The sequence below is a fragment of the Neorhizobium phenanthreniclasticum genome (assembly GCF_040066075.1).
Taxonomy (GTDB): domain Bacteria; phylum Pseudomonadota; class Alphaproteobacteria; order Rhizobiales; family Rhizobiaceae; genus Neorhizobium; species Neorhizobium petrolearium.
The window spans coordinates 54428-74109 of sequence record NZ_JBEAAL010000016.1 but is presented as its reverse complement, the minus strand read 5'-3'; the positions used below and the strand labels follow the sequence as shown (position 1 = coordinate 74109).

The following is a 19682-nucleotide window of genomic DNA, read 5'->3' as shown; positions in this document are numbered from 1 at the left end:
TTCCAGTCAGCGGCTGTGCGGATGAGGTTCGCGGCCGCCCGGCGGCTTGTCGTAGAGACGTTCTATCGCCTCTTCCTGCTGCTCTTTTTCGCGGTCCGTCAGGCGACGGCGCTGTAACAGCGCATAGGCGATCGCAGCGCCGAGAAGGATCGGCCCGATCGCCACGACTATGAACCAGAAGTTATCGGCCATTGCTTTCTCCTTGTCCGGGGAACTTGTCGCCTATGTCGGGAAAACTGCCGGTTGCTGCAAAGGTTCCGGAAATCGTCGTCATCCTTGCCACCAGCGCAACACCTCGTCCGTATCGGCGAGCCGGAGCTGGTTCGAAAAACGCCTGCCGAAAAGGGCGAGGGATGCGTCATGCGTCTCGTCGGAGGTGCTGCAGATTGCATCTTTGACGAGAATGATCGCATAGCCGAGGTCCACGGCGCCGAGAATGGCGGCAAGGACGCAGACATCCGTCTCCCCGCCGGAGATGATCAGCGTGGTGACGCCCTGGCCTCGAAGGAAATGATGAAGCCGGTTGTCGAACCAGGGCGAGTAGACCATCTTGTCGAAGACGATTGCGGGAGGAGCCAGTGCCCTCAGCTCCGGAAGAATGTCGACCATCTCGTCGCCGAGTTCGCCGCGCGTCATCATCGGCCATTTCTCGTAATAGTCGCGCCAACTCCCCTGGGCTTCGGCAGGCGTTGTCGGGGGGACGAAGCGAGTGAAGATCGTGCCTGCAGGAAAGGCTCCGGCAATCATCGCGACCGGTTGGCGCACGCGCTGCATCCATGGAATATTCCAGGGCGTGTCTTCCGCGAACATGCGCTGCATGTCGACGCAAAGATGCCGGCAGTGATGCGGGTCCTCCATGTCTTCCTCAGCTTCCATGCTTGTCAGGACAGAAAACTTCCACGGTGGTCAGGAACAGAAAAGCGGCGGCAAAAGTTCCACCGCCGATGATGGAACCGGGCTTGACCGAGAACGTTGCGAAAAGCAGCAGATGCGATGTCTCAAGGGAGAGAGAGATGCAGGAAAAGCTGAAGATCTACCGGCTGGTGCCGAACGCCGCTTCCGATGACCCGAACTGGCAGAATTCGCCGCCGCACGGCGAGGTGGTGGTCCGGGCCAGAACCGCGGGTGATGCGCGCCTCGTCGCGAGTGCGGCGGAGCTCGATTTTACCGAGATCGACGCTTCACCTTCGGAAGGTAACTCGACCGAAATGGCAAGCGCCTTCCGCAACGAAAAGCTCTATACGGTGATCGAGGACGGGAGCGGGCGTTATGAGGCGGAGGGCCCGAGAGGTGTCGTGGCAGGCCGGGTGCGCACCGACAATCTGATCTCGACCCAGCTTTGAGACGCGCTTCAGCCGGCAGGGCTGCCCATCTTTTCGTTGAGCGCCTTCTGCAGTTCGCGCGCCAGTTCGAGCAGACGATCGGGGACTTCTTCCTTCTCGATTTCGGCGAGCAGGACCGAGACCCGGCGGTTCACGCGCTTTCCCATCCTGACTTCCTGTTCCGCAACCGGAGTGTTTTGCTTCGCCATCCCGACCTCTGACGTAACCAATATCGGCAAACTCGCGCCGAAAGAATGTCCGCCTCGCCGATAATTCTGCTATCGCTCTCCTTACCGCAATATGGTCGACTTGGGGTATCCCGAAAAAGTCACAGGGATGGATGAAATACCGACACAAATGAAATAAGGCGACTTCCTATCACGGAAGACGCCCGAATTGTTCCATACGGATTTTACTGTTGTCTAGTGTTTTGGCGGTTTTGGTGTGCCGGCCGGGATGGAGGTCACCGTGGTCGAAACGGGGTCGCTTGCCGGAAACGTGTCTTCCAGCCCCTCGTTGAGCTGTTCCTCCAGCTCCCTGGTTTCGTGCTTTGAACGTGCGGAGCGCTCGGTCGTCTTCTTGTCCCCTTCGTTCCGTGAAGCGTTCTGGCTGCTGCTGGTGCTCATGGGAATGCCCTCCTGTGCAGGTGTCTGAAGCAAACGGTTTCTCTTGGATGTTTGTTCCGGAACCAAGCCGTATCGTGCGGGTTATCGCGGAAAAGAAGGAGTCCTGCCGTGGCGCCGCGTGTATTCTGGAAAGGTTATCTGAAGCTCTCGCTCGTCACCTGCCGGGTGACGATGACGCCCGCCGTTTCCGAAGGCGCCAAGGTGCGCTTCCACAACGTCAATCGAAAGACCCACAACCGTGTCCTCAGCCAGTATGTGGATGCGGATACCGGCGAAGCGGTCGAAGACGACGATCAGGTGAAGGGTTATCCCAAGGGTGAGGACGACTACGTGCTTTTCGAGGACGACGAGCTCGATGACGTCGGACTTGAGAGCACGCGCACGATCGACATCGAGACCTTCGTGCCGGCCAATTCGATCGGCTGGATATGGTATGACCGGCCGCATTATCTCGCTCCGGACGACGAGGTGAGCGCAGAGGCCTTTGCCGTCATCCGCGAGGCGATGGCGAAGACCAAAACGGGCGGCGTCGCCCGGCTTGTCATGTACCGCCGCGAGCGGGCCGTGCTTCTCTTGCCGAAGGACAAGGGGATCGTTGTCTGGACGCTTCGCTACGGCGACGAGGTGCGCGACGCCGACGATTATGCGGCCGAGATGCCAAAGGAAAAGCCGGGCGCCAAGCATCTGGCGATGATGGAAAAGATCATCGAAGAGCGCACCGAAGCGTGGAAGCCTTCGATGGTAGACGATCCGGTGCAGGACCGGCTGCTCGACATCATCGCCGAGCGCAGGAAAGGCCGCAAGACGAAGAAGCGTACCCAGGAGAAGTCGCCGGAGCGGCCGAGCAATGTCATCGACATCACGGCGGCGCTCAAGAAGAGCCTTGAGGCAGAACGGAAATCGCCTCGGAAGTGAATCGTCTCCGGAATATTTGAGGATGTGCGTGCTGCGGGCGCCCGGATGTCCTGCTGACGGGGCTATCGCATGCCGAACCCATGCGACTCGAACGATTGGGATATCCACGAACTTGCATTGTCCGTCTTTAGCATGTTTACTGCCCACGCATCTCTCTGGGGCAGGGGTTCCAGCGGTATGCAGGCGGCCGGGATGTGTGGAGACTCCCGGCCGTTCTTCACTTGCGGGGAGAGGGTCGCCGAGCGAGGCGAAAGCCGGGAGGGGCAAAACCCGCATATGCGATTGCCCTGCTCTTGAACGGATGCCGTATCGTTCCGGCTTTGCAGCTATCTCTTCTTCACCTTGAATTCGATCGGCGCTTCCGCCTTGCGGAAATCAGCCCAGGGATCGCTCGCCTGCCGGGCAATCCGCGTCGGGGTGTTGTTGACCGTGAAATAGTTGGGGCCGATCACGCCGCCGAGCTCGTCCCAGGCGAGCGGCATGGAGACGGGCGCGCCCGGCCGCGCGCGGGTGGAATAGGGAGCGACCGCGGTGTTGCCCCGGCCGTTGCGCAGGTAGTCGATCAGGATCTTGCCCTTGCGTTTCGACTTGGTGATGGTCGAGACGTATTTGTCCGGGTCGTCACCGGCCATGCCGTCGGCGAGCGCCTTCATCGCAGCCTTTACCTCAGGCCATTCCGCCTCGGGCTTCACGGGGGCGACGACGTGCAGCCCCTTGCCACCGGACGTTTTGACGAAGGGCGCGAGGCCCATGTCCTCAAAGCGCCGTTTCACCTCGTGGGCCGCGGCGATGATCTCCGTCCACGAAACGCCTTCACCGGGATCGAGGTCGATATTGACCATATCCGGCTTTTCCCAATCGTTGAGCGATGCCCCCCAGGGATGGACTTCCAGTGTCCCGCCCTGCACGAGCCCGAGCAGCCCGTCGAGGTCGCGGATGGAGATATATTCCTCGCTCGGGTCGGCGGGATCCTTCACCAGAACCACATTTTTCGTCATGCCTTTCCAGGCGTGCTTCTGGAAAAACAGCGGTTTGGTAATTCCGTCCGGCCCGCGAACGAGCGCCAGCGGCCGGTTGACGACGAAAGGCGCCATCAGCCGCCAGACCTCGGTATAATAGTCCGCAAGTCCGGCCTTGGTCACCCCGGCATCCGGCCAGTACACCCGATCCGGATGGGTGAGATTGACCGTCCGCTTGGGCGGTTTCGGTTCTTCCGCAGCATTCACAGGCCCGCCCTCCCGGACGATATCCTTCGGATCCTTGTCTTCCCTCAGACCTCTGAAAGAGGCGTGGCGGATATGGGCATCCGCCGTCCAGCCGCGAAACTCGACTTCCGCCACCAGTTCCGGTCTGACGAAGACGGCATCCTTTTTTTCCACTGCCGCGAGCTTTTCGTCAAATTGGCTCTTGTCGCTTCGAATGCCGTTGAGCCGCTTGAAGAGCGATTGTGCCACGGTATTCGAATAGCCCGTGCCGACGCGGCCGGCATGACGAAGCTTTCCCTTCTCATAATAACCCATGACCAGCGAACCGATCGCCTTGCGGTTGACGGAGGAAGGAACGTAACCCGCAACCACGAATTCCTGCCTTGCCGAGCATTTCGATTTGACCCAATCGCGCCCGCGACCGGGGCGGTAAGGGGCATCGGCGATTTTCGAAATGATGCCCTCCAGGCTCAGCCGGCAGGCATGTTTCAGCACCAGCGCGCCCTCGTCGCTGAAATGCTCGCTGTAGCGCAGCACCGAGCCGCTGTCGGCGAAAAGTGTTTCAAGCGCTTCCTTGCGCCTGAGCAGGGTTGCGCCGGTCAGGTCATAACCATCGAGATGAAGAAGGTCGAAGGCATAGAAGGTGAAGTGATCGGTGTGGCCCTCGCTGAGAGCCTGCTGGAGCAGCGAGAAATCCGTCGCGCCGGAGCCTGCTTCGACCGCGACCTCGCCGTCGATGATGGCCTCGGAGACCGGAAGCTTCGCGAATGCCGCAACGATCTGCTTGCCGAACTTGTGGGTCCAGTCGAGGCCGGTTCGGGTGAGCAGCGTCACCTCGCCGTTTTCGATATGTGCCTGAAGCCGATAGCCGTCGATCTTGATCTCGTGGACCCAGCGTTTTCCGGAAGGGGCGCTTTTGACCAGCGTCGCAAGCTGCGGTTCGATGAAATCCGGCAGCTTGGCCTTCTTCGCCCCCCGGATCTTCGAAACCGCGATGTCCGTGCCTTGCGGGTCTGGATCGGTCGGGAGCTTCGTTTTCGAGCGCGCCTTTTTTGCCGGCCGCTTCCTGCCCCAGACCTCTTCGATCGTCTTGCCGGTTTTCACGGAAAGCGGCATTTCTTCGAGAATGTCAGGGTCGCCTTCGTCGCGGGCGAATTCGTCTTCGCCTTTGATCAGCAGCCAGTTTTCGCGTTTCTCACCTTGCCTCTGCCCCATGCGGACGAGGTGCCAGCGGCCTTCCAGCTTCTCGCCTTTCAATTCGAATTCCATGTGGCCTTTCCGGTAGGCCTTGTGCGGATCCCCGATCGGCTCCCAGGCCCCACGATCCCAGAGCAGCACCGCGCCGGCGCCGTAATTGCCTTCCGGGATCATGCCCTCGAAGCCGCCATAGTCGAGCGGGTGGTCTTCCACATGGACCGCAAGGCGCTTTTCGCCGGGCACGAGGCTCGGACCGCGGGTCACGGCCCAGCTTTTCAGCACGCCATCCATTTCCAGCCGGAAATCGTAATGCAGCCTGGTCGCGTCGTGCTTCTGGATCACGAAACTGTTGCCGGCCGCCTTTGTCTTGCGGGTGCGAGATACCCTTCCTGTTGGTTCGGGAGAAACCTTGAAGTTGCGCTTCTGGTGGTAGGTTTCAAGCGCCATGATCAGCCGACCTTTCTCTGCTGGGTGGTCGTCTTACGCGAGGTTGCCCTGGAGGCGGTCTTCTTGGCGGTCGTCTTCTTCCGCGTGGCGGGAGCGCCGGCGCTCTGGCGGAGCGCGTCAAGCAGGTTCGACACTTTCTTGACCTCCGGCTTGGGCTTCTTCTTCAGCTTGCGGCCTTCGATCTTCGCTCTGACGAGTTCGGCGAGGGCCGCCTCGTATCGGTCGTCGAATTCGGTCGGGTCGAATTTTCCGCGCTTGGTGTCGATGATGTGCCCGGCAAGGTCCAGCATTTCACCCTCGATCTTGAAGTCCTTGATATCGGAGAAGATTTCCTTGGCGGATCGCACCTCGTATTCATAGTTGAGCGTGCTGGCGATCATGCCGCTTTCGCTCGGACGGATGAGCAGCGTCCGCAGGCGCCGGAAGAGAACCGTGCGGGCCAGTGCTGCGACGCTCTTTTCTTCCAGCGCCTTGCGGATCAGCGCAAAGACCTCGGCGGACGGCCTGTCCACCGGCATCAGATAATAGGGGCGGTCGAGATAGATTGTGTCCACCCCATCGCAGGGGATGAAGGTTTCGAGTTCGAGCGTCTTGTCGCTTTCGGGTACCGCCGCCTTCACTTCGTCCGGTTCGAGGAAGACGTATTCGCCGCTTGAAATTTCGTAGCCCTTGACGATGTCGTCGCTTTCCACCGGCTTGCCGGTGTCGGCATCGATCATCTGGCGGTGGACACGGTTGCCGGTCTCACGGTTGATAATATGGAAACTGACGCGGTCGGATGTGGAGGCGGCCGTATAAAGCCCTACCTGGCAGCTCAGTTCCCCGATTTTGAGATAACCTTTCCAGTTCGCACGCGGTGCCACGATCATAACTCCGTGAAAAACCTATCAACCGGCCTGCCGGCCGCTTTGTTCCGTCATCGGTATGAACAGGCCGTTCATCTTGGGGGAACCAAATGCGCAAGGCGCGCGTTTGCCACCAAAATCCCCGCCCATCGAGACTTCGGAGAGGTAGGCAACGGTGTCTGAATCACAGTTGAATGGTGATCTTGCACGTGCAGACATAGTGAGGCTCATTCCGGCTCTCCGCGCATTTGCCCGTACCTTCTGCCGCAATCCCACCGATGCAGACGATCTGGTGCAGGAAACGCTGATGAAGGCGCTCGCCAATCTCGACAAGTTCGAGCCGGGCACCAAGCTGAAGAGCTGGCTCTTCACGATCATGCGCAACACGTTCTACACGCGCGCCAAGGTGCTGGGACGCGAGGCGCCGGGAATCGAGGAGAACGTTTCGGGCGATACGGCCGTAGCCGCATCGCAGGAAATGGCCGCGCGGGCGAGGGAGGTGCAGCGGGCGCTCCAGAAACTGCCGCCGCATTATCGCGAGGTGCTGACGCTGGTGGCGATTCTCGGCGAAAGCTATGAGACAGCGGCCGAAATCTGCGATTGCGCCGTCGGTACGGTCAAAAGCCGGCTCAACCGGGCCCGGCACCAGATCCTGCAGGAATTGGGCGAAGAGACGACCTAAGCCATCAGGCCGGGTCCTGGTCCAATTCCGGATAGTGCCGGAATATGCCCGAGTCGTTGAATGCGAGCCGGCGCTTCGAATTGACATAAGCCTCGATATTGGGACGCCTGCGGACGAGGTCGCGCAGCTTCGCGACATCCGGATAGTCCCTGTCGAAGTTCCGCATGGCACGGGGAAAGGCGTAGGCGAGCCCTTCGGCGATCTGGAAGAGCGATAGATCGGCATAGCTCAGGGCGTCACCGACGGTGTGACCGTTCTTTGCCGGGTTCACCTGGATGACGTGGTTGAAATAGCCCAGAAATTTCGGCACCCGATGCCTCAGGAAGGCCTGCGTGCGGGCCTTCGCCTCTTCCTTCTGATCCTCGTAATAGTCTGTGGTGCTGATCGGATGGTGGGTGTCATGTGCTTCCGCGACAAAATCCGTCAGGGTAAGCTGAAGGCCATGGATGAAGATGCGGCTTTTCTCCTCCTTGGGCACGAGGTTCAGCTTCGGCCCGAGATAATGGAGGATATTTGCCACATGCGAGACGACGATATCGCCGTCCTTCAGGAAGGGAGGTGCAAAAGGCATCGCCAGATACCCTTGCTTGCCATGCAGGTAGGCCATCATCGCCGACATGCCGTGGCTCGATCGGGCGACATCCACATATTTGGCACCGGCCTCTTCCAAGGCCAGCCGCACGAATTCGCCGCGCCCCTGGAGGCCGTCCCAGTAATAAAGTTCGTAAGCCATGATCACTCCAGAAAATCGGCAATTTTCCTCAAGTCCTCGATAAAGCGGGCACGGTTGAGCTCCGCATCCGCCCGATCCCGGCTCCTCAGCAGGGCCGAGGGGTGAATCGTCACAAGCATAGGCACACCGTTCGGCGAATTCAGGATCTGGCCGCGGTCACGCATGACTTTCGCCTGTCTGCCCAGCAGAGAATAGAGCGCAGTCGCGCCAAGCGCCACTACCAGTGCCGGCTTGATGAGGCGCAATTCCGCCGCCAGCCACCAGGCGCAGGCCTGCACCTCTCCGGTATTCGGTTTTGAATGGATGCGCCGCTTGCCACGCGGCGTGAATTTGAAATGTTTCACTGCATTGGTGACGTAACACAGGTCGCGATCGATGCCGGCTTCATCGAGGCAACGGTCGAGCAGCTTGCCGGCGGGGCCGACGAAAGGCTGTCCGGCCTGATCTTCCCTGTCGCCCGGCTGTTCGCCGACGAAAAGAACCTTCGCTCTTGCCGGCCCGTTTCCGAAGACGAGATGAGTGGCGCTCTTGTAGAGATCGCAACGGGTGCAGCTTTCCGCCTCTTCCCTGACCCTGGAAATGCTTGAGCCTTCTGCACCGGTTGTCTCGAAGGCGGGGCCCTTGCGCGACGTCAACATGGCGGAACTCCCTTCATGGGCGCCAAACCAGTTCGATGTCCGGCGGTTCCGGAAGTTGTCGGAAAAGGTTGTCCAATATCCATTGGAACTTTTGCGCAAAACCCGTGTTGAAAGCGCGAAGGTGCCGCAGAGTTCCCGCGCACCTCGCTTTATTGTTTTCAGGGACAGGATTTCACTATGGCCGTTAAGATTACCGCGATCCTCTTCACGCTGATCGGGATCGCGCTGGCTGTCGGGGGTGGGCAATTGGTGCTGCTCGACGGAAGCGCCTATTATCTGATTTGCGGTCTCGGTTTCATATTGACCGCCGTTCTTCTGTTTCTCAGGCTTGCTATCGCCCTCAGGGTCTATGCCGTCCTCATACTCGCCTCGCTCGTCTGGGCGGTCTGGGAGGTCGGGTTCGACTGGTGGCAACTCGGTCCGCGCGGTGGCGTCATCATTCTGCTGGGTATCTGGCTGCTGACGCCCTGGATCCGCAGGCCGCTCGGTTTTTCAAGCCCGACCGGCATGCGTTACGGCGCAAGCAGCACGCCGCTGGCGCTTGCGGTCGTCATCGCCATCGCGGTGGCGATCTTCTCGATGTTCATCGATCCGCTGGATCAGAGTGGCGAGCTGCCGGAGCAGTCCGTCGCCGCAGCCCCCGCAATGGGGGGCGACGTGCCGCCCGGCGAATGGCACCAGTACGGCCGCACCCCCTACGGCCAGCGTTATTCGCCGCTCGACCAGATCAATGTCGAGAACGTCGCGAATCTCCAGGAGGTCTGGCGCTACCGGACGGGCGACGTGAAGCGGCCGGACGATGTGGGCGAAACGACCTATCAGGTGACGCCGCTGAAGGTCGCCAACACGCTTTACCTCTGCACGCCGCACAATCTGGCGATTGCGCTCGATGCGACGACCGGTCAGGAGAAATGGAAATACGATCCGAATTCCGGCATGAACCCTGACCGCCAGCACCAGACCTGCCGCGGCGTCAGCTATTATCGAGACCAGGCGGCTCCCGGTACACCCTGCGCCGAACGGGTTTACCTGCCCACCTCGGATGCGCGGCTGATCGCGCTCGATGCGGCAAACGGTGAGGTCTGCGCGTCCTTCGCAGACAACGGCACGCTGCATCTCGAAACCGGCATGCAGTACAATCCCGCCGGCTATTATTACTCGACCTCGCCGCCGGCGATCGCGGGCAACAAGATCATCATCGGCGGGGCGGTCAACGACAACTATTCAACACAGGAACAGTCCGGCGTCATCCGCGCCTATGACGTGAATACGGGGCAGCTCATCTGGAACTGGGATTCCGGCAACCCCACCCAGACGCAGCCGCTCCAGCCGGGGCAAACCTACACGACCAATTCGCCGAACAGCTGGTCCGTCTTCAGTATCGACGAGGAACTCGGCCTCGTCTATATCCCGCTCGGCAACCAGGTGCCCGACCAGCTCGGCATGGGGCGGAGCGAAAACGTCGAGAAATACTCCTCCTCGATCGTGGCCCTCGACCTGAATACCGGCGCAGATCGCTGGGTGCGCCAGACGGTGCATCACGATCTCTGGGACATGGACGTTCCCGCCCAGCCGGTGCTCCTCAATCTCACCATGCCGGACAATACGGTCGTGCCGGCGCTGGTCGGGCCGACCAAACAGGGCGACATCTATGTTCTCGACCGGCGTACGGGGGAGCCGATCATTCCGGTCACCGAGGAGCCGGCACCGGGCGGTGCCATCCCCGAAGATCACACCGCGCCAACGCAGCCGACCTCGGCACTGACCTTCAAGCCGCAGCCGCTGCGAGAAAAGGATATGTGGGGCATCACCATGTTCGACCAGATGGTGTGCCGTATCCGGTATCACCAGTACAACTACGAGGGCCGCTATACGCCGCCCTCGCTCAAAGGCACGATCGTCTATCCCGGCAATTTCGGCACGTTCAACTGGGGCAGCGTCGCGGTCGATCCGGAACGGCAGGTGATGTTCGGCATGCCGACCTATCTCGCCTTCACCTCGCGGCTCGTGCCGCGCGCGGAAATCCCGCCGAAGGGACAGGACGAGAAGGGCAGCGAGCAGGGGCTCAACCGCAACGAGGGCGCGCCCTACGGCGTCTATATGGGGCCGTTCCTGGGACCTTTGCAGATTCCCTGCCAGGCGCCGCCCTGGGGTTACGTGGCAGGCGCCGATCTGCGCACGGGCAAGATCGCCTACATGCACCGCAACGGCACGGTCTACGACATGACGCCGCTGCCGCTGCCCTTCAAGGTCGGCGTGCCCGGCATCGGCGGGCCGATGATCACCAAGGGCGGCGTCGCCTTTCTCGGTGCAGCCGTCGACAATTATCTGCGTGCCTATAACCTCACCAATGGCCGGGAACTGTGGAAGGCACGGCTTCCGGCCGGTGGCCAGGCTACGCCGATGACCTACGCGATCGACGACGGCCGGCAATTGGTGGTGATGGTCGCGGGCGGCCACGGTTCGGTCGGCACCAAGCCCGGCGATTACGTGATCGCCTACGCGCTGCCGCGCTGATCGTTGTTCGGTTCCCTCTGAGGGGCGGGCCGCCACGAGGCGATGGATGGGGTGCGACGATCACTCCACCCCCCGACCTTCGATCCGATCCTTCTCCTCGAGGATTGGGCAAGCCGGTTACAGCGGCCTTGGCGCGTCATTGAAGAAGGAGGGAGCAATAGAGCGAATCTCGTTGCGAACCGTCGTGACGCCGGGTACGCCGCGGGCCACCTCTTCGGCCCGGCTGATTTCCTCCGGAACCTGGACCACGCCCCCGAGCGTCACCTCGCCGCCTTGCACCGTCACGGTCACGTCGCTTGCGTCGACGCCACCGGCCGAAGCCAGTGCATCGGCGACCGCGCTTTCAAGCACCGCACGCGGCGGAAACTCCGTCTCCACTTCGGCGGTCGTCTCATGAAAATGCTGGTGTTTGAAGACCATCTGTCGTTCTCCCGTTTCCGATGGGAAAACAACGTTTGTCCCGGCGAATTGGTTTCAGGAGGCGCCAAGGACCGAAGCGATGACGTCCTGAAGCTGATTTTGCGAGAAAGGCTTCGGCAGCCGCGGCAGACGGTTGTCGCCACCGGTGGGCAATTCCGCATAGCCGGTTGCGAGCACGACCGGCAGCCCCGGCCATTTTTCGCGGATGGCGGCCGCCAGTTCCGAGCCGGTCATGCGCGGCATGGAATGGTCGGTAATGACGAGATCGAACTGACGCTCCCCTTTGCGCAGCGTGTCCAACGCCTCTGCACCGCTATAGGCTTCGATCACCACATGCCCCAGATCCTCCAGCATCAGCGTCGTGTTCATGAGGACCAGGGCGTCGTCATCGACGGCGAGGATGGTGAAGGCTCCCTTGGGAGCCTCGGCGGGTGAGGGCATGGATGTCTCCGAAAATTGCGGGGCGTCATTTGCGTCTGCGACGGGCAGGAAGAGCGAAACCGTGGTGCCCTTGCCCTTCTCGCTTTGGATCACGAGCTTGCCACCCGATTGCTCGGACAAACCCTGGACCATCGGAAGGCCAAGTCCTGTTCCCTTGCCGACGCCTTTGGTGGTGAAAAAAGGCGTCGTCGCCCGCGCCAGCGTTTCCTCATCCATCCCTTCGCCGGTGTCGGCGACCGAAAGCCGGACGTAACGGCCGGGCTTCAGCTTTTCCGACCCTCCGTCTACCACATGTTCCTCGGCATCGATGGTGATCAGACCGCCGTTCATCATTGCGTCGCGGGCATTGACGACAAGGTTGAGAAGTGCGGTTTCGAGTTGTACGGGGTCGGTCATGACCGGGGGAAGATGGGGCGGGAAGTGGGTCTCGATCCGGGTATCGGCACCGAGGGAGCGTTGTACGAAATCCATCATGCCGTTCATCAGGGCCTGTGCGTCGACGGCCTCCATGTTGAGTTCCTGCCGACGCGAGAAGGCGAGCATGCGTTGGGTCAGGGCGGCACCACGCTCGGCGCCCTGTATGGCATTGTCGATCAACGGCATCAGTGCCGGATCGTTCGGCAGGCGTTTTTTCAGGATTTCCAGGCTGCCGAGGACAGCCATCAGAAGATTGTTGAAGTCGTGCGCGACGCCGCCGGTCAGCTGGCCGATGGCCTCCATCTTCTGTGCCTGGAAAAGCTCCTCACGTGCCTGGGTGAGTGCTTTCTGCACCTCAACCTTTTCGGTAATGTCGCGGGTTATCTTGGCAAAGCCCAGGAGCTCGCCATGCTCGTTGCGGATGGCATCGATGATCACATGTGCCCAGAAACGGCTGCCGTCCTTGCGTTGCCGCAGCCCCTCCTTCTCGACGCGTCCTTCTCTCCTGGCGGTTTCCAGGCTTTTTGCCGGCTCGCCGCGCTCGCGGTCCTCTTCCGTATAAAATTGTGAGAAATGCTTTCCGACGATCTCATCGGCCGTATATCCCTTGATGCGCTCGGCTCCGATATTCCAGTTGCTGACATAGCCTTCCGGATCAAGCATGTAGAGCGCGTAGTCTGTGACGCCCTGCACGAGGAGCTGGAACTTCTGCTCGCTCTGCCTGAGGTCGACTTCCGCCTGCTTCCGCTCCGTCAGATCGCGGGTGACCTTGGCGAAGCCCAGGATCTCACCGGACCGGCCCCAGATCGGATCGATGATGGCATGCGCCCAGAAGCGAGTGCCATCCTTGCGAACATGCCAGGCTTCGCTTTCGAAACGTCCTTCCGTCGCCGCCGTCCGCAAGGCGTTTTCGGGCACCCGGGCGAGGCGGTCTTCATTCGTGTAGAAGCAGGAAAAATGCTCTCCGAGGATTTCCCACGCCTCGTAGCCCTTGAAGCGCTGCGCCCCCGGATTCCAGCTCGCCACCCTGCCGTCAGGGGCGAGCATATAGATGGCATAATCGGTGATCGCATCAACAAGAAGCCGATAGCGCTCCTCATCAAGTAGCGAAACGTCGTAGCTTTGCGGCATGCTCATCCAATTTCCCCGGCCCGCCGAACGCGGTTCAACACGCTCAAACGTCATTTGTAACTTTTGGTTCCCGCCAGAGATGATTTTTTGTCACAAAGCGTAGCCGCTCCGTAAAGGTTGACAGATGACAGTTTTCGCTTTACGACTGACGAAAAATGAAAATCGTCAGTCGTTAAGTGAAAGCCGTCAATCCATGGAAGCCAGTGAAAATACCATAGAGGCGACGAGGCAGGAGAACGTCAGCCGCATCCTCGATGCGGCGGAACGCCTCTTCAAGCACTACGGCTATACCAAGACCAATGTCGCCGATATCGCCCGCGATCTCGGGATGTCGCCCGCCAATATCTACCGCTTCTTCTCGTCGAAGGCGGATATTCACCAGGCGCTGGCGAACCGCATGCTCGACGGCAGCTATCAGATGGCTTTGGCCAATGCGAAGCGGCCGGCGAGCGCGACGGAGCGCCTGCACGATCACGTCCTGCAACAGCATCGGCTGACCCTCGAGACCATGCTCGACGAGAAGAAGGTGCACGAGATGGTGGTGATCGCCATCGAGCAGCAATGGCCGGTGATCCAGCAGCATCTGGACCGCCTCCGCTTGCTGATCGCCGACCTCATCCGGGAAGGCATCGATGCTGGTGAATTCCGGGAACAGAACCCGCTGCTGGCGGCCGAGAACTTCATGTCGTGCATGGTGAAGCTGTGCCATCCGATGCTGATCGCCGATTGCCTGCTCGAAAGGCAGATCGGGCAGCCGGAAGATCTCGTGGAATTCGGCCTGCGTGCCTTGAAATAACTGTCCTTATCGAAATCCCGCCATCAGGAGTGCGGCGCCATGTTTTTTGTGAAGACCAGACGTGATGTCTCGTTTCTCGTCAAAGGCCTCGTTGTTGCGACCGCGCTTGGTGCGCTGGCGGCCTGCTCGGAAGAGAAGAAGGCCGAAGCGCCAGAGGTGGTTCGGCCTGTCAAGGTAATCGAGGTCTCTGCCGCCGATCAGGGCCGGAAGGTAGAGTATTCCGGCTCCGTCAAGGCGCGCACGGAGATGAATCTCGGCTTCCGTGTCGCTGGCAAGATCACCGAGCGGCTGGTGGATATCGGTCAGCGGGTCAAGCCGGGCGATGTGCTTGCCCGGCTTGATGCGACCGATTACCAGCTCGCCGTCCGCCGGGCGGAGGCCGATCTCGCCGCCGCGCAGAAGCAGGCGGAGATCACCGAGCTCGCCAAGCGCCGTGCCGATTCTCTCTATTCCAAGAACGTTGCCTCCCAATCGGACATGGAGCAGGCGGCGCTTGCCTATGACCAGGCCGTCTCCTCCCGCCAGTCGGCGGTTTCGGCTTTGCAGGAGGCGCGCAACCAGGTTGCCTATGCCGAACTCAAGTCGGATCAGAACGGCATCGTCACCGCCGTCAGCGCCGATATCGGCCAGGTCGTGGGCGTCGGAACGGCGGTCATTTCCGTCGCCGTTGATGGCGGTAAGGAAGTGCAGATCGCCGTTCCGGAAATGGACGTCGCCAAGTTCAGCCCCGGCAAGACGGTCAAGGCGCGCTTCTGGTCGGCGACCGACCTTGTGCTTGACGGCAAGGTTCGGGAAATCGCAGGCAGCGCCGATCCCCAGTCGCGGACCTTTGCGATCCGCGTCAGCCTGCCGGAGGACCCGCGCGTCCTGCTCGGCATGACCGCGACGATCGAGGCTATCGAGGACAACGCCGCGCCGACCTGGTCCATTCCGCTTGCGGCTCTTGCCAAGAAGGACGGCCAGTCGGTCGTCTGGATCGTCGATCGTGAAAAAGGGATGGTGGGTTCGCGCCCGGTGACCGTTGCCGATTTTTCCGATGACGGCGTGCGCATTTCCGAAGGGCTTTCGAAAGGTGACCTCGTCGTCTCGGCGGGCACGCAATTCATGCGTGAAGACATGAAGGTGAAGCTGCCGGAAGCAGTTGCCTCCCGCTTCGGCAGCGCCAGCAGCATCAGCACCGCTTCGGTTATGCCCTGATTTCAAGAACCCGGCCCTAAAGGACCACGATCATGAACTCCTCCCATCAGGACAATCCTCCGGAAAAGGCCAGGTTCAACCTGTCCCGCTGGGCGATCGGCCATCCGAGCATTGCCCGCTTCCTCTTCGGTCTGATCATCGCCATGGGCGTGCTCGGCGTCATGAACATGGGTCAGAAGGAGGATCCGGATTTCACCTTCCGCGTCATGGTCGTGCAGTCCGTCTGGCCCGGCGCCTCGATCGACGACATGCAGAACCAGGTCGTCAACAAGATCGAGCGCAAGCTTCAGGAAACGCCGCATCTCGACTGGGTGAAGTCCTATACCCGCGCCGGTTTTGCGATCACCACCGTGCAGGTCAAGGGCGATACGAATTCCGAGGAAGTGGCCGACGCCTTCTATCAGGTGCGCAAGAAGATCGGCGACATCAAGCAGGATCTGCCCTCCGGCCTGCTCGGTCCTTATTTCAACGACGAATTCGGCGACACGTTCATCACGATGCACGCGATCGTCGGCGAGGGATACAGCTATCCGGAGCTGAAGCAGTTCGCCATCCAGGCGCGCGACATGCTGCTTGCCACGCCGGGTGTCGAGAAGGCGGTCATCCTCGGCGACCAGCCGCAGAAGATCTTCATCGACGTTTCCTCAAAGGCGCTGGCCGAACGCGGCCTGACCGTCGTCGACATCCAGAATGCGCTTGCCGGCCAGAACAATGTCGATCCGGCCGGCAGCGTGGAGACCGCCGAGCGCTCGGTTCGCATTTCCGTCGAAGGCGATGTCACGACGCCCGAAGATATCCGGGAACTGCGCCTGCGCGCCGGCAGCCAGGTGATCCGGCTCGGCGACATAGCGACGGTGAAGGAAGGTCTCGAGGACCCCTACCAGCGCAAGTTCCGCTTCGACGGCCAGGACAGCGTGCAGCTTGGCGTCGTCATGGCGAACGGGTTCAAGGTCACCGATGTCGGTCACGATATCGAGGCAACTTATCACCGCTTCGAAGAGACGCTGCCGGTCGGCGTTTCGGTGCACCAGATTTCCAACCAGCCGGAGGTCGTGACCGAAGCCGTCGGCGAATTCACCAAGGCGCTGATGGAAGCCCTCGTGATCGTCCTGATCGTCTCGCTGATTTCGATCGGCTGGCGCTCGGGCATCGTGATCGCGATCGCAATCCCCCTCGTGCTCGCGGCGACGCTCGCCATCATGTATTACATGGGCATAGAGCTGCAGCGCATCTCGCTCGGCGCGCTGATCATCGCGCTCGGGCTGCTCGTCGACGACGCGATGATCGTCGTCGAGATGATGGAGCGCAAGCTGGAGGAGGGATTGCACCGCATCGATGCGGCGAGCTTCGCCTATTCGTCCACCGCCTTCCCGATGCTGACCGGCACGCTGATCACGACCGCCGGCTTCATCCCGGTCGGCTTTGCCGAATCCACCGCCGGCGAATATGTCCGCACGCTTTTCTACGTGGTGGGCATCGCGCTCGTCACCTCCTGGTTCGTGGCGGTCTATTTCACTCCCTGGCTCGGCTACATGATCCTCAAGCAGCGGGCGCATGCCGGCACCCATCACGATGCCTATGACACCCGCTTCTATCACCGCCTGCGCAGCACGGTCGGCTGGGCGGTGCGCCACCGGATCATCGTGCTCACCCTGACGCTCGCCGCCTTCTTCGGCAGCCTCTGGTCCTTCCAGTTCATCCCGCAGAGCTTCTTCCCGCAGTCCTCGCGGCCGGAAATCCTGGTCGACATGTGGCTGCCGGAAGGGACCGCGATCGAGGAAGTGGAACGGCAGGCGAAGGCGCTTGAAACCAAGATCCTGCCCGATCAGGACAAGACTTTCGTCGCCACCTATATCGGCGAAGGCGTGCCGCGCTTCTTCCTGCCGCTCGACCAGCAGCTCCGCAATCCGAACTATGCGCAGCTCCTCGTCATGTCGAAGGATGAGGACGCAAGAGAGCGGCTGATCGTCAAGCTGCGCCAGATCCTGGCGGAGGATTTCCCGACCGTGCGCGGCAAGGTTGACCGTCTCTTCCTCGGCCCGCCGACCGGCTGGCCGGTGCAGATGCGCGTCATAGGGCCGGACAAGGCCGAGGTCCGCCGCATCGCCGACCAGGTCAAGGAACGCTATCACCAGCAGCCGCTGTTCGGCTCGATCCATGACGACTGGATGGAACCGGTGCCGGCCATGAAGCTGGTCATCGACCAGGATCGCGCCCGGGCGCTCGGTGTTTCCTCGCAACGTGTCCGCCAGATGCTGCAGACGGCGGTCTCGGGTGCGCCGATCGATGATTTCCGCGACGGCGAGGAGACGGTTTCGATCGTCGTCCGCGAGCCGGATGCGACGCGCAGCCTGCTGTCTGCCGTGCAGTCGGTCTATGTCCCGACGGACTTCGGCAGTTTCGTGCCCGTCTCGCAGATCGCCAAGGTCGAGCCGGTGCTCGAACAGGGCATCGAGTGGCGCCGCGACCGCCTGCCGACAATCACCGTCAAGGCGACATTGCCGGACGGCGTCGAGCCGACCCAGATGGCGCTCAACTTCTACAACTCGATCGCCGATCTGCGCGCCAGCCTGCCCGCCGGCTACAAGATCGAGATACAGGGCGGCGCCGAGGATTCGGCCGAAAGCCAGGCGTCGATCGCTGCCAAGGCGCCGATCATGCTGCTGGTGATCCTGGTGCTCCTGATGGTGCAGCTCCAGCATTTCGGCAAGGCCATGCTGGTGCTGGCCACCGGTCCGCTGGGTATCATCGGTGCAGCCATGGCGCTGCTCGTCACCGGCGCACCCTTTGGCTTCGTGGCGATCCTCGGGGTCATCGCACTGCTCGGCATCATCATCCGCAACTCGATCATCCTCATCGACCAGATCGACCAGGATATCGCTGCCGGCATGGCACGCTCGGAAGCGATCGTCGGTGCGGCAGTCCGGCGCTTCCGGCCGATCATGCTGACCGCGATGACGGCGGTGCTGGCGCTGATCCCCATCTCCCGCGGCGTCTTCTGGGGGCCGCTCGCCTATGCGATGATGGGCGGCATCCTGGTTGCCACGGTGCTGACCATCCTCGTACTGCCGGCTGGCTATGCGCTCTTCTTCGGCCGCGAGAAGAAGGACGAAGACGACAAGGGCGATCGCCAGCCGGCCAATCAGGGCGACTTGTTCGAAAGCCGTGAAACGCCCCTGCCCATGGCGGCCGAATAACGTCGCGCGCCTTCCTCGGGAGCCTGGTAGCTCCTGAGGAAGGCGTCCTGATTCGCGCGAACCGACTGAAAGATATAGTCCGTCACCATTCTCACCCGCGGCACATGACTCAGGTCGCGATGGCAGACCAGCCAGTAGTTCCGCCTGATCTCCACCTCGTCCGGCAATACGATCTGCAGGTCCGGATAGGAGCGGGCGATGAAATGCGGCAATACGCAGAGGCCGAGCGCATTGAGCGTCGCGGTGAGCTGCGCGAAGATGCTGGAGCTCTGGAAGCGCGCCTTGATGCCGGGGTGGACCTCACCCAGATAGTCGAGCCCCGGCACGAAGATCATGTCCTCGATATAGCCGATGAAGGGATGGCTCAGGAGATCCTGCCGGCTGCGGATCGCAGCCGCCCCGGAAAGATAGGCCTTCGATCCGTAGACGTTGAGGCTGTAATCGGTGAGCTTTTCCGTCAGATACGGTCCGTCCTTCGGCGGATCGAGGGAGACGGCGATATCCGCCTCCTTGCGCGACAGCGACATGATCTGCTGGATCGTCACCAGTTCCAGGGTGATGTTCGGGTGGCCGTCGCAGAAATTGCGGATCTTGTCGGCGAAGAAGAAATTCGCGAACCCTTCCGGCGTGCTGAGCCTGACGACGCCGCGCTGCGCGGTCGTGCCGGAGGTGATGTCGGCCTGCAGCCGGTCCGCTTCCGCCTCGATCCGCTCCGCCGCCTCGATGAAGCGCTGGCCCATGCCGGTCAGCACGTAGCCGCGCGGATTGCGCTCGAAGAGCTTCACCTTGAGGGAAAATTCCAGCCGGTCGATCCTGCGTGAAACCGTCGCATGGCTGGTGCGCAGCTGTCGGGCGGCGGTCGAAAGTTGCCCCGTGCGCGCCACGGCGAGAAAATATTGCAGGTCATCCCAAGTAAAGTTCGCATTGGCAGACAAGTCGAATCCTTAATCTGTTCA

Annotated in this window: 18 protein-coding genes; 7 read left to right on the top strand and 11 right to left on the bottom strand. The window is 61.3% G+C overall.

Annotated features, from left to right (window positions below):
* Positions 1 to 6: 6 nt before the first annotated feature.
* Both ABK249_RS19735 and ABK249_RS19730 read right to left on the bottom strand, forming a co-directional pair.
* Positions 7 to 192, bottom strand: a complete 186-nt coding sequence (locus ABK249_RS19735; protein ID WP_037154736.1) for a hypothetical protein — start codon at positions 190 to 192, stop codon at positions 7 to 9.
* Positions 193 to 270: 78 nt separating this feature from the next.
* Positions 271 to 858: a cysteine hydrolase family protein gene (locus ABK249_RS19730; RefSeq protein ID WP_037154762.1), complete on the bottom strand. Its 588-nt coding sequence runs from the start codon at positions 856 to 858 to the stop codon at positions 271 to 273.
* Positions 859 to 1013: 155 nt separating this feature from the next.
* Between ABK249_RS19730 and ABK249_RS19725 the strand changes: the two genes are divergently transcribed.
* Entirely contained in the window at positions 1014 to 1343 is a 330-nt protein-coding gene (locus ABK249_RS19725; RefSeq protein WP_037154734.1) for a hypothetical protein, read from the top strand.
* Between the two features lie 8 nt (positions 1344 to 1351).
* Here the strand turns inward: ABK249_RS19725 and ABK249_RS19720 are convergent, their stop codons facing one another.
* Together ABK249_RS19720 and ABK249_RS19715 are read right to left on the bottom strand one after the other, a co-directional pair.
* The gene (locus ABK249_RS19720; RefSeq protein WP_227705277.1) at positions 1352 to 1531 is read right to left on the bottom strand and encodes a hypothetical protein; all 180 of its coding nucleotides are present in this window, start codon (positions 1529 to 1531) and stop codon (positions 1352 to 1354) included.
* 213 nt (positions 1532 to 1744) lie between these two features.
* Positions 1745 to 1948: a hypothetical protein gene (locus ABK249_RS19715; RefSeq protein WP_227705276.1), complete on the bottom strand. Its 204-nt coding sequence runs from the start codon at positions 1946 to 1948 to the stop codon at positions 1745 to 1747.
* A gap of 108 nt (positions 1949 to 2056) precedes the next feature.
* Here ABK249_RS19715 and ku (ABK249_RS19710) point away from each other — a divergent pair, with 108 nt between their 5' ends.
* Positions 2057 to 2863, top strand: a complete 807-nt coding sequence (gene ku, locus ABK249_RS19710) for a non-homologous end joining protein Ku (RefSeq protein WP_227703894.1) — start codon at positions 2057 to 2059, stop codon at positions 2861 to 2863.
* A 326-nt stretch (positions 2864 to 3189) separates the two neighbouring features.
* Here the strand turns inward: ku (ABK249_RS19710) and ligD are convergent, their stop codons facing one another.
* Together ligD and ku (ABK249_RS19700) are read right to left on the bottom strand one after the other, a co-directional pair.
* Positions 3190 to 5712: a DNA ligase D gene (gene ligD / locus ABK249_RS19705; RefSeq protein WP_227703893.1), complete on the bottom strand. Its 2523-nt coding sequence runs from the start codon at positions 5710 to 5712 to the stop codon at positions 3190 to 3192.
* 2 nt (positions 5713 to 5714) lie between these two features.
* On the bottom strand, positions 5715 to 6581 hold the full coding sequence (ku, locus tag ABK249_RS19700; RefSeq protein WP_227703892.1) for a non-homologous end joining protein Ku: 867 nt from the start codon (positions 6579 to 6581) through the stop codon (positions 5715 to 5717).
* A 151-nt stretch (positions 6582 to 6732) separates the two neighbouring features.
* Between ku (ABK249_RS19700) and ABK249_RS19695 the strand changes: the two genes are divergently transcribed.
* The gene (locus tag ABK249_RS19695) at positions 6733 to 7239 is read left to right on the top strand and encodes a sigma-70 family RNA polymerase sigma factor (RefSeq protein WP_227703891.1); all 507 of its coding nucleotides are present in this window, start codon (positions 6733 to 6735) and stop codon (positions 7237 to 7239) included.
* A 4-nt stretch (positions 7240 to 7243) separates the two neighbouring features.
* Here ABK249_RS19695 and ABK249_RS19690 read toward each other — a convergent pair whose 3' ends face one another.
* Positions 7244 to 7972: a glutathione S-transferase gene (locus ABK249_RS19690; protein WP_227703890.1), complete on the bottom strand. Its 729-nt coding sequence runs from the start codon at positions 7970 to 7972 to the stop codon at positions 7244 to 7246.
* Between the two features lie 2 nt (positions 7973 to 7974).
* Positions 7975 to 8610, bottom strand: coding sequence for a UdgX family uracil-DNA binding protein (locus tag ABK249_RS19685; RefSeq protein WP_348863720.1), 636 nt, complete (start codon positions 8608 to 8610; stop codon positions 7975 to 7977).
* Between the two features lie 177 nt (positions 8611 to 8787).
* Between ABK249_RS19685 and ABK249_RS19680 the strand changes: the two genes are divergently transcribed.
* On the top strand, positions 8788 to 11127 hold the full coding sequence (locus tag ABK249_RS19680; protein WP_227703889.1) for a glucose/quinate/shikimate family membrane-bound PQQ-dependent dehydrogenase: 2340 nt from the start codon (positions 8788 to 8790) through the stop codon (positions 11125 to 11127).
* A gap of 117 nt (positions 11128 to 11244) precedes the next feature.
* Here ABK249_RS19680 and ABK249_RS19675 read toward each other — a convergent pair whose 3' ends face one another.
* Both ABK249_RS19675 and ABK249_RS19670 read right to left on the bottom strand, forming a co-directional pair.
* Complete coding sequence (locus ABK249_RS19675; protein ID WP_227703888.1) at positions 11245 to 11547, bottom strand: BON domain-containing protein; 303 nt, start codon at positions 11545 to 11547, stop codon at positions 11245 to 11247.
* A gap of 54 nt (positions 11548 to 11601) precedes the next feature.
* Positions 11602 to 13542, bottom strand: coding sequence for a hybrid sensor histidine kinase/response regulator (locus tag ABK249_RS19670; protein WP_227703887.1), 1941 nt, complete (start codon positions 13540 to 13542; stop codon positions 11602 to 11604).
* A 187-nt stretch (positions 13543 to 13729) separates the two neighbouring features.
* On the opposite strand from ABK249_RS19670, the gene ABK249_RS19665 reads away from it, so the two are divergent.
* The 3 genes from ABK249_RS19665 to ABK249_RS19655 are packed head-to-tail and all read left to right on the top strand — an operon-like array spanning position 13730 to position 18726.
* Positions 13730 to 14332 carry a TetR/AcrR family transcriptional regulator gene (locus ABK249_RS19665; protein ID WP_227703886.1) on the top strand — a complete coding sequence of 201 codons (603 nt, stop codon included), beginning with the start codon at positions 13730 to 13732 and terminating at the stop codon, positions 14330 to 14332.
* Positions 14333 to 14371: 39 nt separating this feature from the next.
* Positions 14372 to 15529, top strand: a complete 1158-nt coding sequence (locus tag ABK249_RS19660; RefSeq protein WP_227703885.1) for an efflux RND transporter periplasmic adaptor subunit — start codon at positions 14372 to 14374, stop codon at positions 15527 to 15529.
* A gap of 32 nt (positions 15530 to 15561) precedes the next feature.
* Positions 15562 to 18726, top strand: a complete 3165-nt coding sequence (locus ABK249_RS19655) for an efflux RND transporter permease subunit (protein ID WP_227703884.1) — start codon at positions 15562 to 15564, stop codon at positions 18724 to 18726.
* Here ABK249_RS19655 and ABK249_RS19650 read toward each other — a convergent pair.
* Positions 18672 to 19661 (bottom strand): LysR family transcriptional regulator, encoded by a 990-nt coding sequence (locus ABK249_RS19650; protein ID WP_227703883.1) that lies wholly within the window; start codon positions 19659 to 19661, stop codon positions 18672 to 18674. The two genes, ABK249_RS19655 and ABK249_RS19650, sit on opposite strands and share 55 nt — an antisense overlap.
* Positions 19662 to 19682 lie beyond the last annotated feature (21 nt).

Excerpts from the sequence above, each read along its gene's own strand:
- ABK249_RS19735 (WP_037154736.1), bottom strand. The coding sequence starts at position 192 with ATGGCCGATAACTTCTGGTTCATAGTCGTGGCGATCGGGCCGATCCTT.
- ABK249_RS19730 (WP_037154762.1), bottom strand. The coding sequence starts at position 858 with ATGGAGGACCCGCATCACTGCCGGCATCTTTGCGTCGACATGCAGCGC.
- ABK249_RS19725 (WP_037154734.1), top strand. The coding sequence starts at position 1,014 with ATGCAGGAAAAGCTGAAGATCTACCGGCTGGTGCCGAACGCCGCTTCC.
- ABK249_RS19720 (WP_227705277.1), bottom strand. The coding sequence starts at position 1,531 with ATGGCGAAGCAAAACACTCCGGTTGCGGAACAGGAAGTCAGGATGGGA.
- ABK249_RS19715 (WP_227705276.1), bottom strand. The coding sequence starts at position 1,948 with ATGAGCACCAGCAGCAGCCAGAACGCTTCACGGAACGAAGGGGACAAG.
- ligD (WP_227703893.1), bottom strand. The coding sequence starts at position 5,712 with ATGGCGCTTGAAACCTACCACCAGAAGCGCAACTTCAAGGTTTCTCCC.
- ku (WP_227703892.1), bottom strand. The coding sequence starts at position 6,581 with ATGATCGTGGCACCGCGTGCGAACTGGAAAGGTTATCTCAAAATCGGG.
- ABK249_RS19690 (WP_227703890.1), bottom strand. The coding sequence starts at position 7,972 with ATGGCTTACGAACTTTATTACTGGGACGGCCTCCAGGGGCGCGGCGAA.
- ABK249_RS19685 (WP_348863720.1), bottom strand. The coding sequence starts at position 8,610 with ATGTTGACGTCGCGCAAGGGCCCCGCCTTCGAGACAACCGGTGCAGAA.
- ABK249_RS19680 (WP_227703889.1), top strand. The coding sequence starts at position 8,788 with ATGGCCGTTAAGATTACCGCGATCCTCTTCACGCTGATCGGGATCGCG.
- ABK249_RS19675 (WP_227703888.1), bottom strand. The coding sequence starts at position 11,547 with ATGGTCTTCAAACACCAGCATTTTCATGAGACGACCGCCGAAGTGGAG.
- ABK249_RS19670 (WP_227703887.1), bottom strand. The coding sequence starts at position 13,542 with ATGAGCATGCCGCAAAGCTACGACGTTTCGCTACTTGATGAGGAGCGC.
- ABK249_RS19665 (WP_227703886.1), top strand. The coding sequence starts at position 13,730 with ATGGAAGCCAGTGAAAATACCATAGAGGCGACGAGGCAGGAGAACGTC.
- ABK249_RS19660 (WP_227703885.1), top strand. The coding sequence starts at position 14,372 with ATGTTTTTTGTGAAGACCAGACGTGATGTCTCGTTTCTCGTCAAAGGC.
- ABK249_RS19655 (WP_227703884.1), top strand. The coding sequence starts at position 15,562 with ATGAACTCCTCCCATCAGGACAATCCTCCGGAAAAGGCCAGGTTCAAC.